Genomic DNA, 13,698 nt, shown 5'->3' with positions numbered 1-13,698 from the left:
CAACCCTGTCGGTGACCCGAAACGCTTCGGCTACGACCTGTCCGGCACCGCAGACCACCGCGACGCCCAGGTGCGGCACGCCATCAGCCGGTTGCTGCACTGGGCCAAGCGGTGCGGTGTCACCGCGATCGGCATCGAGAACCTGGACTTCACCGCCGACAAGACCCGCGAGAAGCATGGCCGCAAGAAGCGATTCCGGCAGCTCATCTCCGCGATCCCGACCGGCAGGCTCAAAGCCCGACTGGTCTCGATGGCCGCCGAGCAGGACCTCGCCATCGTCGCGGTGGACCCGGCCTACACCTCGATGTGGGGCGATGAACACTGGCGCAAGCCCCTCACCAGCAGCAAACGAAAGATGTCCCGACACGATGCCGCGAGCATCGCGATCGGGCGACGCGCCCTCGGGCACCCGATCCGGCGACGGACGGCACCGCCCCGCGACGACCGGAGTGATCGCCGCGGGCATCGGACCGCCCAGGCCCGACCGGGCGCACGGGAGCGCGAGGGAACCCGCCCACCCCTCACGGAACGTGCACACGATGCACCCAGCCGGACGGGCAGACGAACGCGGGCAACCAGCGCATCCAACACCGTTCGGGATACGCGCAGTACCCAGGGCCGACATCAGATGATGCTCCTGGACACTGTTTAGGAACGGTGAAGCCGAACCGCGGGAACTACGGCCGAGCCGGCGCCGGTGCGCTGGTACGACGGCAGCACGGCGCACGGGCCCAGGGCGAGCGCGGGCCCGCCGTCAACGTGGCAGCGGGTAAGCAGCGCGTACCCGACCGGGGTGCCGTCGGGAGCCGTCGTGACCATGGACAGTCCATCGATCCACGCCTCCGGGTCGGCGCGCAGGCCGTCGACGATGTCGGCCTCCTCGGCGGTGGGGAAGGCGGCCAGGACGATGTCGCGGATGGCGGGCACGTCGTCGGCGGTCTCGGGGTGGGCGGTCCAGGTGGGCATGGTGGTCCTGTTCTCGATGGCGGAGGAGTCGTCGTGGGGGTCCAGAACGTAGGCGGCGTAGTTGTAGTCGCCGCCGTGCTCGCGTCGCATGGTGATCTCTGCCTGCAGATCGGCCAGCGCCTGCGGCATGCCGGGTGCCCGCGGGTCCGCGCGGGCGATGCGCTCGGTGAGCGGGGTGTAGTACTCGTCCCACCAGTCGCTCTCCGGCAGCGGCCAGTGCGCGCGGACCCGGTAGCCGGCGGCCTGGGCGGCGTCGCCGTTGGCGGCGTGGGAGCGCAACGGGTAGGCCGCGTCCCAATAGGCGCGCGCCGGTGCGGCGGGGCGGGGCACGGTCCATTCGATCTCGGTGATGGCCAGGACGCCGCCGGGGGCGAGGAGGCGGCGGAAGGCTCGCAGGGCGATGTCGAAGCCGACGGTGTAGACCGAGCCCTCGGCCCAGATCACGTCGAAGCTGTGATCGGGGAACGGCAGCTCGGTCATCGAGCGGTTGACGACGGTGATCCGCTCGCTCAGGCCCCGCTGCGCCGCCTGGGCCGCGAGGTCGTCCAGGAAGGGCTGGTGCAGGTCGACCGCGGTGACGTGCGCGCCGGCCTCCTGGGCCAGGAGCAGCGCGGCGCGGCCGGGGCCGCAGCCGGCGTCCAGCGCGCGCGGGTGCTCGGGGAGTGGACCGGCCGCCTTCAGCAACCGGCGCGTGGTGGCGTCCGAGCCGGGTCCCTGCCGGGGCAACCCGTGGTGCAGGGCGAAGAACGCCTCGATCAGAGGGGAAGAGTGTTGAGACAACGTGAAGCCCCTTCAACAAGGGCCCCGATCAGCACAGAGCGCAGCCTCCCGGAAGCCGCCACGGCTTCGAGGGAGTGGTGAACGTCAGGTCAGACCAGGGCCCGGGACGTGAGGATGGTCCGGTGGGCGCTGCACACGGCAGCGGCCTTGGCGGCACTCATCAACTCACCTCCCGCTTCTGGTCAGCAGCCGACCCGGTTGTCTCTGCGAGCACGACGCTACCACGTCGCCGAGCGTGGATGATCTTTCCCTTCCTCCTGGCAGGGGTCGGGCGCTATTTGCCAGGGAAGATCCTGGTTGCCTTGGGTTTGTCATTTGATGACCATTTTGGCATTTCCGGGGAAAGAGATGGCCAAATCGGGTCAGGGTGCTCGACTTCGGGCTGGAACGATCGGCGGACTCTCCACTGATCCGGTCGGATGAGTTCGCGTGAACGGAACCGGCGCCCGAAGTGCGCAACCGTCGAAACGATCATGACTTGACAGTCAGGATCCGAGTTCGAGTCAAGATCACTCTCAGTCCTGATGTGGACACAAAGGGGGGTGAATGCCCCTGGATCCCCCGTCGAGCCCGTGGTTACATGGGCCCTGCCCGAGAGGGCGGAGTTGCGACTGAAACGGTTCGCGATCTTCTCCGGGAAAACGGATTCGACGATGGACATGGGGCAGCGGAGATAATTCATGGTGGATTTCAAGTTCAGCATCTTCACGGCCGCGTCGGCCGCGGATGTTGGAGACGATCCTCTTGTCGACGTCCTCATGCGGGCCATCGCGGACGCGCCGGATCGGTGGCGGGTCAGGCGTTCCGGGATCTGGTGCTCGGTCTCCCCGGAGGACGCCAGGCTGCGCCCTCAGGGGTGGAAGCTGCACGTCGCGGCCACGCCGGCGTCCGCGGAGGAGGTGCTCGGCCGGGCCCTGGGGGTGCTGCTGGCCTCCGGTTCGGTGTTCAAGTTCGCCGCCGCGGTCGACTTCGTCGCCGCGCTCAACGCGCGCAACACCTCGCGCGGCCATTCGGGAAAGTTCATTACCGTGTACCCCGGGAGCGACGAGGAGGCCGTGCGCCTGGCCCGCGAACTGCACGAGGCGACCAAGGGGCTGCCGGGGCCGCGTATCCTGTCCGATCGGCCGTACGCGCGGGACAGCCTCGTGAACTATCGCTATGGCGCCTTTGTCGAGGAGCGCCGGCTCACCAATGACGGCTTTTATGCCTGGACGATTCTCGACCCGGATGGAAAGCCCGTCGAGGATCGGCGTACCGGACGGTACGAACCTCCCTCCTGGGTGACATCTCCCTTTCCCGACAATGGGATGAACGGCACCCCGCGGACACGTGGCTCCGGGCCGATCCTGCTCGGGGGACGGTTCACGGTACGGGAGGCGATCCGTCATTCCAACAAGGGCGGCGTCTATCGCGCGGTGGATTCCCGGACCGGTGAACCGGTGGTGATCAAGGAGGCCCGCCCGCACGTCGCCGCCGATCTGGACGGGCGCGACACCCGCGACCGGCTGCGCGCGGAGGCCAGGGCGCTGGAGCGGCTGCAGGGCCGCGGACTGGCGCCGCGCCTCGTCGAGGTGTTCCCGCAGAGCGGGCACCTGTTCCTCGCGCAGGAGATGATCCAGGGCGCGCCGCTGCGGGAATGGGTGGCCGACCGCATCATCGAGGCCGGATGGGGTGAGCATCTCGGGCGCGCCGCGGAGATGGCGCGGCGTCTCGTCGAGCTGATGCGCGACGCGCACGCCGCCGGGATCCTGATCCGCGACTTCAACCCCAACAACATCATGGTCCGCCCCGACGGCACCCCCGTTCTCATCGACCTCGAACTCGCGGTGGCCGACGGGGAGGACGGCCCGCTGCGGGCCGGGACGCCGGCGTTCGGGGCTCCCGAGCAGCTGCGGGGCGCACCGCCGCACGCGTCCGCCGATCACTACAGCCTCGGCGCGACGCTCTGCTACCTGTTCACCGGGAGCCCGCCCTACTTCCTGGACGAGTCCCCGGAGAGCAGGCCGCTGACGGAGCGGTTCGAGGAATGGCTGGCGGCCCGGACCCAGGGCCTGGACCTTCCCGACCCCTGGAGGGCGATGCTCGTCGGCCTGATGGCGGAGGAGCCCGAGCTCCGCTGGACGGCGGACCGGGCGCGCGACACGCTCGTGGCCGAGCACCCGCGCCGGGCGCGGAGCGGCCACGACGACGCCGAGCCCCCGTGGCTGCGCGAAAGGGTCGAGCAGGCCATCGAGGGGATCACCGAGGAACTGCTCGCCTCCATGGACCCGGACGCGTCGCAGGCGTTGTGGCCGGTGTCGTGCGTCCATGGCGCGCCCGACCCGTGCACCCTGCAGCACGGCGCCGCCGGCTGCCTGGGCGCCCTGGTGCGCTGCTCGCAGTCGACCGCCGATCCGCGCCTTCCGGGAGCGATCGCCGAGGCGTCCTGGTGGATCCGCGAGCGGCTGGCGGACGGGACGAACCGGCCCCCCGGGCTGTACTTCGGGACCGCCGGCGCGGCGTGGTCGCTGCTGGAGGCGGGCCTGGCGCTCGGCGACGAGCGGCTGGCCGGGGACGCCGCCGCCGTGGCCGGGGAGCTGCCGCTCGCGGTCGCCAGCCCGGATGTCACCCACGGGACGGCCGGCCTCGGCCTGACCGCCCTGCACCTGTGGGCCCGCACCGGGCGGTCGCTGTTCGCCGAGAAGGCGGACGCCGCCGCCGACGCGCTGCTCGAAACGGTCGAGGAGCGTGCGGGTGGGCTCGTCTGGAGCACACCGGCCGACGTCGATTCCAAGCTGGCGGGCAGGTCCTACTACGGGTTCGCGCACGGCATCGCGGGCGTCGGCTACTTCCTGATCGCCTGCGCGGAGGCCACCGGACGCGACGACTGCCGGGAACTGGCCGTCCGCGTCGGCGAGGAGCTGCTGGACGCGGCGGTCGTCGCGCGGGGCTCGGCGATGTGGGGCGCCGGGGCGGGTGACGCGCCGACGGCCCCCTACTGGTGCCACGGCGCGTCGGGCATCGGGAGCTTCCTGGTCCGGCTCGGCACGGCCACCGGAGACGCGCGCTTCCTCGACGCCGCCGGCCTCGCCGCCCGTGCCGTGACGGACCACGCGTGGCGCGCGGTGCTGGGGCAGTGCCACGGACTGGCGGGCAACGGCGACTTCCTGCTCGACATGGCCGCGCTGACCGGCGACGACCGGCACCGGGCGGCGGCGTGGCGGCTCGGCCGGATCATCGTCGCCGCCCGCGCGCGCCGCGACGGCCGGCTCGTCTTCCCCGACGAGCAGGGCGAGGTCTCGGTGACCTGGGGCGACGGGATGAGCGGGATCCTCGGCTTCCTGCTGCGGCTGCGGTACGGGGCGCCGCGCCTCTGGACCGTCGACACGGCCGCCAGCGCCGCGGCCGGTACGGGACGGTGGTCATGACAGCCGTTCCCGACCTTCCCGAGATCCCCTCCCGGTTCGGCTTCGCCTTCTCCGGCGACGGCCGGTGGGCGACCTGCCTGAGCGCCGTCCAGGACCGCGTGACGCTGGAGCGGTGGACCCTCGGCGGCACCGCGCCGTCCGGGCGCACGCTCGCCGCCGGCGGCGAGGCCGTCGATCGGCACAGCCGTCCGGTCCCGCTGGACGACGGCGAGGTCCTGGTGGCGCGGCCCGCGGTCGGCGACGACGGGACTCCGGCGGGCCACGGGACGGTCATCGCCGTCCGTCCGGGCGGCGACGGCGCCGCGACCGTCACCCGGTCGTGGCGAATCGCCCCGATGCTCGCCGGATACCCGCTGGCCGGGCCGGGATCGCCGCAGACGCTGGTCCTGGTGACCGTGGAGGACGAGCGGCACTCGCGGATCTGGGCCCTGCCGGACTCCGGCGCGGAGCCGGTGGCGGTGGTACGGATCCCGGGCGTGCTGTCGGGCGGCGTCTGGCTCGACGACGGCCGCACGCTGGCGCTCGATCACACCGGCGCCGGGCACCGGACGGACGGGATCGTCGTGGACCTGCGGGAGCGTTCCTGGCGCCGGGTCTGGTCGGTGTCCAGCACGACGACCGACCGGATCGTCGCCTGCGACCGGCGCTCCCGGGTGCTGGCCGTGACGACCGGCGTCCGGGGGATCGGGCTGTGGTCGCCCGGCGATGGCCGGGTGCGGTTCTCCAGGGCCCTCAACCGTCCGGGGGTCGCCCGCACCCCGCTGTGCTTCGACGGCGGCGGTGAGAACCTGCTGGTCTGCGAGGATTCCGGCGCCGCGTCCAGCCTCCTGGTTCACCACCGGGCGAGCGATCGCGTCGAAGCAGTGGCCGGGCCGCCCGGAGTCCTGTCGCCCCCGGCGTCCTGGACGGGCGGGCGCGTTCACCTGCGCTTCTCGGCGCCGCACCGGCCGCCGACGCTGGCGACCGTGCACCGCCGCGCCCGCGCCGGCTGGTCGTTCGCGCAGTCCGCCCAGCCGGGCACCGCGGCGGCCTGGGCGGGCGCCGACCTGATCGAGCTGCCGGGCCCGGAGGGGCCCATCGAGGCGATCGTCTACGGGGGTCCCCGCTGGCACGAGAGCGACCGCGTGGTCCTCGCGCTGCACGGCGGCCCGCTGTCGGCCTGGCGGCTGGAGTTCGACCCGCTCTTCCAGCATCTCGCCGCCGCTGGCATCGCGGTCGTCGCCCCCAACTACCGGGGCAGCACCGGCTACGGCGAGCGGCATCTGCGGGCGGTCGTCGGCGACTGGGGCGGGCCCGACCTGGAGGACGTCGTCCATCTGGGGCGCGCCATCGCCGATCGCCGCCGTGACGCCGTCACCGGGGCGCCCGCCGGCGAGGCGGCGCGGAACCCGATCCTGCTCGGCGTCAGCTACGGAGCCTTCCTGGCGCTGCTGGCGGCCTGCCGCAACCCCGACCTGTGGGCCGGATGCGCGGCGCTGGCGCCGTTCGCCTCCGCCGCGAGCCTGTACCGCGACGCCGCCGCCCCGGTCCGGGAGCGGGTGGCGCACCTGAACCGGCCCGACGGCACGGAGCGGGACGCGCGGCGCGACGTCCTGGCCCTGTGCGGCGCGCTCACCGTGCCGCTCCTGGTGGCGCACGGCACCCGGGACGAGGTCGTCCCGGTCGGCCAGTCACGGGCGCTGCGCCGCCGCCTCCTCGAACTCGGCAGGACCGAAGGGACCGACTTCGACTACCTCGAAGTCGACGGCGACCACACCGCGGTCGTCCAGGCGTGGTCCCCGGTCCTGCGGACGGCTGTGGTCCGCTTCTGCCTCGGCGCGGGGCGGACCTTGGCACCCGACATGGAGAGGAGGTGAACCAGATGGACATCTTCGACGGTGACCTCGTGGCGGAACTGCAGGAACTGCCCGAGACCGACCCGATCGAGATCGACGGCATCCAGCTCGGCGGCACGTGCGCGTGCACCGGCCTGCTGACGCTGCTGAACACCGTGTGCGTCGGCATCTCCTGCTCGTGATGCCGATCGCCCGCGGGCGGTCCGGGGAGTGAGCGGCCCCGGCCCGCAGACACCGGTCACGGGCCGGCCGGAAGACCGGCCGGTCCGTGACCGGACCCACTTCTCACTGTAGCCAATACCCGCCGGGATGGAAGGGAGCCGACCCACGTGGCCCCCACCGACCCGACCGGCGGCGACGCACCCGCCACACCCCTCACACCCGGCGCGCTTCGCGCCGGCGGCCGGCGGTTGCTGCGCGCGGCGGTGCACCGCGCCGGTCCGCGGATGGCGCTGCTGGCGCTGTGCACGCTGCTGCGCGTCCTGGCGACGCTGGCGACGCCGGTCATGCTCGCCCGCGCCATCGACGCCGTCCATACCGGCGCCCCGGTGGGCACCGCCCTGACCGGGCTGGCGCTCGTCCTCGCCGTCGCCGCCCTGGCCGACGCCGGGGAGGACCTGGTGGGCGCCTACTGCGGCAGCCATATCACCGCCTGGCTCCGGCACCGGCTGGTCGGGCGGGTCCTGGAGCTCGGGGTGCCCGGCCGCCGGCGCTTCCCCACCGGGGACGTGCTGTCCCGGCTCACCGAGAGCGCGAGCGCCCTGGCCGCCCTGCCCGTCCAGCTGGTGTCGGTGGCGGCGACCCTGGCGACGGCCGCCGGCGCCGTGATCGCGCTGGCCCTCATCGACTGGACGCTCGCGCCCGCGTTCGCGCTCTGCGTGCCGGTCGCCGTCGTGGTGCTGCGCGTCTTCGTCGCCCAGGCCGGCGAACCGTTCTCGGACTACCAGCGCCACCAGGCGGCGATCGCGACCCGGCTGCTGGACGCCCGCCAGGGGATCCGGACGATCCGCGCCGGCGGCACCGCGGCCCGCGAGGTCGAACGCATCCTGCGGCCGCTCCCCCTCCTGCGCGCGGCCGGGCACCGGACCTGGGCCGCGCAGGGCCAGGTGAGCTGGCGGCTGTCCCTGCTGGCGCCGCTGACGCAGATCCTGGTGGTGGCCGTCGCCGGGCTGCGGCTCGCCACCGGCGACATCACCACCGGCCAGCTCGTCGCCGCCGCGTCCTACGCGTCCATGGCCGTCGGCGCCGCCGCGCTCTTCGACACCTTCGTCGCGCTGCTGAACAGCGAGGTCAGCGCCGGACGGGTCCAGGAGGTGCTCGACGCGGCCCCGGCCGTGGCGCCGCCGCCGCGCCCGGTCGCGCTGCCGGACGGCCCCGGACGGGTGACCCTGCGGAACGTGACCGTCCGGATCGGCGGCCGCACCGTGCTCGACCGGCTCGACCTGACGGTCCCGGCCGGAGCCGGCGTCGCCGTCGTGGGCGCGTCGGGGACGGGCAAGAGCGTGCTGGTGTCGCTGATGGGACGGCTTGTCGACCCGCACGAAGGACGCGTCGAGCTCGACGGCGTCCCGGTCACCGCCGTCGCGCCGCCGGAGCTGCGCCGCGCCGTCGCCTACGCCTTCGAGCGTCCGGCGCTGCTCGGCGCCACCGTCCACGACATGATCGCCTACGCGCGTCCTGAGGCCGGCCGCGACGAGGTGCGGCGGGCCGCCCGGACGGCCGCCGCCGACGACTTCGTCCTGGCGCTGCCCGCCGGGTATGACACGCCGCTCGACCGGGCGCCGCTGTCGGGCGGCGAACTGCAGCGCCTCGGGCTGGCACGGGCCGCGCTGACCGACGCCCGGGTCCTCGTCCTGGACGACGCCACCAGCAGCCTCGACACCGCCACGGAGGTGAAGGTGACCCGGGCGCTCCAGCGGTTGCTGGCCCGCCGCACCAGCCTGGTGGTGGCGCGCCGGCCGGCGACGGCGGCCCGCGCGGACCTGGTCGCCTGGCTCGACGGCGGCCGGATCCGCGCGCTCGCCCCGCACGCCGACCTGTGGCCCGACCCCGAGTACCGGGCCGTGTTCGCCGCCGCTCCCGAACTCGCCTCCGGCGCATGAGCGTCCCGGCCGCGGCCCGGCTGCTGCGCCACCACCTGCGCGGACAGGGGCGGGCGCTGCGCCGGCTCGCCGCGTGGTCGGTCCTGGAGGGCCTGCCCGTGTTCGGGGCGGGCCTGCTGCTCGCCCGGGCCATCGACGAAGGGTTCCTGGCCGGCCGCCCCGGCGTCGGCCTGGCCTGGCTGGCGGCCCTGGTCGTCCTGCACGTGCTCGGCGCCGCGGCGACCCGCCGCGTCTACCCCTGGCTCGCCGCGGCCGTCGAGCCGCTCCGCGACTCCCTGGTCACCGACGTCGTCGCCGCCGCCCTGCGCCGGGCGGACGGCGCGGCGGGCGCGGGCGTCTCGCAGGTCACCGAGCAGGCCGAGGCCGTCCGGGCGCTGCTCGGCACCGCGCTGCGCAACGTCCGGCAGCTGCTCGCGGCCGGGATCGCCGCCCTGGTCGGGCTCGCGCTGCTCTCCCCGCCGCTGGCGCTGGCCATCGCCCTGTCGGTGGCGCTCGCCCTGGCCGTGTTCGCCGCGTTCCTGGGCGTGCAGGTCCGCCGGTACCGGGCCGTCGTGCGGCACGCCGAACGGATCGGGGAGTCCGCCGGCATCATCGTCGAGGGGGTGCGCGACGTGGTCGCGTGCGCGGCCGAGGACCGCGCGGCCCGCACGGTCGCCGCGTCGATCGACGCCCAGGCCGAGGCGCTGCGCGCCTTCGCCCGCTCCCGCCTCGTCCGGCTCCCGGTGCTGGCGTTCGGCGTGCACCTGCCGCTGCTCGTGCTGCTCGCGCTGTCGCCCGCCCTGACCGGGAGCGGGCGGCTCACCGAAGGGGAGGTGGCCGGCGCGGTCGGCTACCTGGTCACCGGGCTGCAGCCGGGGATCGTCCTGCTGGTCGACGCGGGCGGCACCCTGCTGCTCAGCCTGGCGGTGCTCCTCGGCCGCCTCGCCGAGGTCTCCGCCGGCCCCGCCGCCCGCACGGCCCGCGCCGCACCGGCGCTCGTCCCCGCGTCGTCCGACATCGAGCTCGACCACGTCACGTTCGCGTACTCGCCGCGGGCCGCCCCCGTCCTCAGCGATCTGAGCCTGCACATCCCGGAGGGCACGCATCTGGCCGTGGTCGGCCCCAGCGGCACGGGGAAGTCGACCCTCGCGAACGTCCTGATCGATCTCGCACGTCCCCAGCGGGGCAGCGTCACGCTCGGCAAGGTGCCGCTCCCCCGGCTCGACGCGGCGCGGCTCCGGGACGCCGTGACGCTCATCCCGCAGGAGAGCTACATCTTCGCGGGGACCCTGCGGGAGAACCTCGCCTATCTGCGTCCCCGCGCCACCACCGCGCAGCTCGACGAGGCCGCCGGCGCGGTGGGCCTGGACGAGACGCTGCGCCGGCTCGGCGGCTACGACGCCGACGTCCCGCCCGGCGGCGGGACGCTGTCCCACGGGGAACGGCAGCTCATCACCCTCGCCCGCGCGTACCTGTCGGCCGCGCCCGTCGTCATCCTCGACGAGGCGACCTGCCACCTGCACCCCGCCGCGGAGGCCCGAGCCGAGGAGGCGCTGGCGGCGCGCGGCGGGACGCTCATCGTCATCGCCCACCGGATCAGCTCCGCGCAGCGGGCCCACCAAGTGCTGTTGCTGGACGCCTCGGGCCCGCTCCTCGGAACGCATCGCACGCTCCTCGACCTCAGCCCCCTCTACGCCGAACTGGTCGGCCACTGGCAGTCGTGAGGCCGCATCGGTCTAGAACGGTGCTCGGTCCGGTTAGGCTCTGGCAGCGTGACCGATCCCTTGCGGCGTGGTGATCCCCTGACGGTCGGTCCGTATCGGCTTGAGGGCCGGTTGGGCGAGGGCGGGATGGGACAGGTGTTCCTGGGGACCTCGCCCGGCGGCCGGCGTGTGGCGGTCAAGCTGATCCGCGCCGAGCATGCCGCCGATCCGGATTTCCGCGCCCGCTTCGGCCGGGAGGTGGAGGCCGCTCGCAAGGTGGGCGGGTTCCACACCGCGCAAGTGGTCGACGCCGACGCGGACGCCGAAGCACCGTGGATGGCCACCGCCTACGTCCCCGGCCGATCCCTGCGCGAACACGTCCTCGGCCATGGCCCGCTGCCCTCGGACGAGGTACGGAAACTGGGCGCCGCGCTCGCCGAAGGACTCACCGCCATCCACGCCCACGGGCTGGTCCACCGCGACCTCAAACCCGGCAACGTCATCATGTCCCCCGACGGGCCCCGCATCATCGACTTCGGCATCGCCCGCGCCGCCGACGCCGATTCGCTGACGTCCGACGGTGTGGTCCTCGGGACGTACGCGTTCATGGCGCCCGAACAGATGCGCGGCGACCGCGCGGGCCCGCCGGCGGACGTCTTCGCCCTCGGCTGTGTACTCGCCTACGCCGCCACCGGGAACAGCCCGTTCGAGGCCTCCACCGTCCCCGCGATCGTGCATCGCGTCCTCAACGAGGACCCGCCGCTGAACGGGGTCCCCGCCGACATCGCCCGCGCCATCGCCGCCTGCCTGGCCAAGGACCCGTGCGCGAGGCCGGCGCTCTCCCTTCTCCTCGGCCACCTCGCCGACCCGCGGTCCGCTCCTCTGCCGGTCGTGCCGCCCGCCGGCGATGGGGAGGCCACGCTCCCTCCCGGGACGATGGTCGTGACCAGAGAGGAAGGGGCTCGGCCCGGTCCCGCGGGCGGGCGCCGGGTGCCGCGTCGCACCCTCCTGGCGGGCGCGGCCGCCGCCGCCACCGTCGTCGCCGTGGGCGGCGGAGGCGCCTTCCTGGCGACGCGAAGCAGCGCGGGCACGCGCCGCCCGGATCCGGCACCGTCCGCGCGGCAGCCGATCGCCAGCACGCTCACCGGCCACCGGCGCGGGGTCGGCGCCCTGGCGTTCAGCCCCGACGGCAGGCTCCTGGCCAGCGGGTCGAGCTACAACGACGAGGCACGCATCTGGGACGTCGCCTCCGCCCGGCCGCTGCGCGCGCTGGCCGGCGGCGTCGGGGTCATGGAGGTGGCCTTCAGCCCGGACGGCAGGCTCCTGGCGACCGCGCACTTCGACTCGTGCGCCATGCTCTGGGACGTCGCGACCGGCCGCAAGATCAGGACCCTGGACACCGAGAAGTATCCGCTCCTCACCGTCGCGTTCAGTCCGGACGGCCGCACCCTCGCCACCGGCAACCCGGACGTGCGGCTGTGGGACGTGGCGACCGGCCGCCACACCACCCTGGACACGGGCCCCCTGACCCGCGGGCTGGACGGGCCCGTCCACCACGGCGTCCACCGGCTGCGTTTCAGCCCGGACGGCAGGACCCTCATCGCCGCCCTCGACGGTTACGGCGACGGGGACGACCGCGACGCCATCCTCACCTGGGACACGGCGACCGGCCGGAAAGGGCCGCTGACCCGGGTCGAGACCACCAAGAACCTGACGCTGGACATCAGCCCGGACGGGACGCGCCTGGCCACCTGCGGCGGCAGCGAGAACATCTCGCTGTGGGATCTCGCCTCCCGCCGCGTCATCGCCACCCTCTCCGGCCACATCGACGAGGTGTGGGAGGTGACGTTCGGCAGGAAGGGCACCGTCCTCGCCAGCTGCGGCCTCGACCGCACCGTGCGGCTGTGGGACGTGGCGTCCGGCCGTGCGACCGCCGTCCTGGCCGGCCACACGGAGCGGCTCGACACGGTGGTGTTCAGCCCGGACGGCAGGACGGTCGCGGCCGGCGGCGGCAAGGACGACGCGGCCGTCCGGCTCTGGAAGGTCGGGTAGATGCGGGCATTGCGGCCGGAGGATCCGCTGACGGTCGGCCCGTACCGCCTTGAGGGCCGGCTGGGCGAGGGCGGGATGGGACAGGTGTTCCTCGGTACTTCGCCCGGCGGCCGGCATGTGGCGGTCAAGCTGATCCGCGCCGAGCACGCCGCCGATCCGGGCTTCCGCGCCCGCTTCGGCCGGGAGGTGGAGGCCGCTCGCAAGGTGGGCGGGTTCCACACCGCCCAGGTGGTCGACGCCGACGCGGACGCCGAAGCACCGTGGATGGCCACCGCCTACGTCCCCGGCCGATCCCTGCGCGAACACGTCCTCAGCCACGGCCCGCTCGCCCCGGACGAAGTACGGAAACTGGGCGCCGCGCTCGCCGAAGGGCTCACCGCCATCCACGCCCACGGGCTGGTCCACCGCGACCTCAAACCCGGCAACGTCATCATGTCCCCCGACGGGCCCCGCATCATCGACTTCGGCATCGCCCGCGCCGCCGACTCCACCACGATCACCGCCACCGGCGCCGTCATCGGCACCTACGCCTACATGGCCCCCGAGCAGGTCCGCGCCGACCGCGCGGGCCCGCCCGCGGACGTCTTCGCCCTCGGCTGCGTGCTCGCCTACGCCGCCACCGGGAAGAGCCCGTTCGACGCGTCCACCGTCCCCGCGATCGTCCAGCGGATCGTCAGCGAGCCTCCCCGGCTCGACGGCGTGCAGGACGACCTTCGCGACCTCCTCACCGCCTGCCTGGACAAGGACCCGGACCGGCGCCCCTCCCCCGCCCGGATCGGCCGCGGGCTGACCGCGCCGCCCGGCTCGCGCCCGCGCCGCGTCCCGCGCCGGGTCCCGCGCCGCGCCCTACTCGCGGGGGCGGTCGCCGCCACCG

Annotated in this window: 8 protein-coding genes and 1 pseudogene; 8 read left to right on the top strand and 1 reads right to left on the bottom strand. The window is 74.2% G+C overall.

The window, feature by feature from the left end:
* A pseudogene (locus tag ACFPZN_RS54225) lies at positions 1-652 on the top strand (IS200/IS605 family accessory protein TnpB-related protein); the annotation flags it as partial.
* On the opposite strand, the gene ACFPZN_RS54220 reads toward ACFPZN_RS54225, so the two are convergent.
* Entirely contained in the window at positions 649-1,746 is a 1,098-nt protein-coding gene (locus ACFPZN_RS54220) for a GNAT family N-acetyltransferase (protein ID WP_378292919.1), read from the bottom strand. The pseudogene ACFPZN_RS54225 and the gene ACFPZN_RS54220 overlap by 4 nt on opposite strands.
* 680 nt (positions 1,747-2,426) lie before the next feature.
* On the opposite strand from ACFPZN_RS54220, the gene lanL reads away from it, so the two are divergent.
* The 7 genes from lanL to ACFPZN_RS54185 form a co-directional block, all read left to right on the top strand.
* A complete protein-coding gene (lanL, locus tag ACFPZN_RS54215; protein WP_378292917.1) occupies positions 2,427-5,153 on the top strand; it encodes a class IV lanthionine synthetase LanL in 2,727 nt (908 codons plus the stop codon).
* Complete coding sequence (locus ACFPZN_RS54210; RefSeq protein ID WP_378292915.1) at positions 5,150-7,009, top strand: alpha/beta hydrolase family protein; 1,860 nt, start codon at positions 5,150-5,152, stop codon at positions 7,007-7,009. The genes lanL and ACFPZN_RS54210 overlap by 4 nt, the downstream gene beginning before the upstream one ends.
* Before the next feature lie 5 nt (positions 7,010-7,014).
* Complete coding sequence (locus ACFPZN_RS54205) at positions 7,015-7,170, top strand: VenA family class IV lanthipeptide (protein ID WP_378292921.1); 156 nt, start codon at positions 7,015-7,017, stop codon at positions 7,168-7,170.
* Between the two features lie 147 nt (positions 7,171-7,317).
* Positions 7,318-9,090, top strand: a complete 1,773-nt coding sequence (locus tag ACFPZN_RS54200) for an ABC transporter transmembrane domain-containing protein (RefSeq protein ID WP_378292913.1) — start codon at positions 7,318-7,320, stop codon at positions 9,088-9,090.
* The gene (locus ACFPZN_RS54195; RefSeq protein WP_378292911.1) at positions 9,087-10,793 is read left to right on the top strand and encodes an ATP-binding cassette domain-containing protein; all 1,707 of its coding nucleotides are present in this window, start codon (positions 9,087-9,089) and stop codon (positions 10,791-10,793) included. Before ACFPZN_RS54200 ends, ACFPZN_RS54195 begins: the two co-directional genes overlap by 4 nt.
* Before the next feature lie 48 nt (positions 10,794-10,841).
* On the top strand, positions 10,842-12,824 hold the full coding sequence (locus tag ACFPZN_RS54190) for a WD40 repeat domain-containing serine/threonine protein kinase (RefSeq protein WP_378292909.1): 1,983 nt from the start codon (positions 10,842-10,844) through the stop codon (positions 12,822-12,824).
* Positions 12,825-13,698, top strand: an 874-nt coding sequence (locus tag ACFPZN_RS54185; protein ID WP_378292907.1) for a serine/threonine-protein kinase, incomplete at its 3' end; no start/stop codon positions are given.

The organism is Actinomadura rugatobispora, assembly GCF_042656285.1.
In the GTDB taxonomy this organism is placed as follows: domain Bacteria; phylum Actinomycetota; class Actinomycetes; order Streptosporangiales; family Streptosporangiaceae; genus Spirillospora; species Spirillospora rugatobispora.
Note: the sequence above shows the minus strand (reverse complement) of the source record. Positions and strands in the feature narration are given on the sequence as shown.

What these genes read in the sequence shown, in the direction of transcription:
- lanL (WP_378292917.1), top strand. Translation starts at nt 2,427, where the DNA reads ATGGTGGATTTCAAGTTCAGCATCTTCACGGCCGCGTCGGCCGCGGAT.
- ACFPZN_RS54210 (WP_378292915.1), top strand. Translation starts at nt 5,150, where the DNA reads ATGACAGCCGTTCCCGACCTTCCCGAGATCCCCTCCCGGTTCGGCTTC.
- ACFPZN_RS54205 (WP_378292921.1), top strand. Translation starts at nt 7,015, where the DNA reads ATGGACATCTTCGACGGTGACCTCGTGGCGGAACTGCAGGAACTGCCC.
- ACFPZN_RS54195 (WP_378292911.1), top strand. Translation starts at nt 9,087, where the DNA reads ATGAGCGTCCCGGCCGCGGCCCGGCTGCTGCGCCACCACCTGCGCGGA.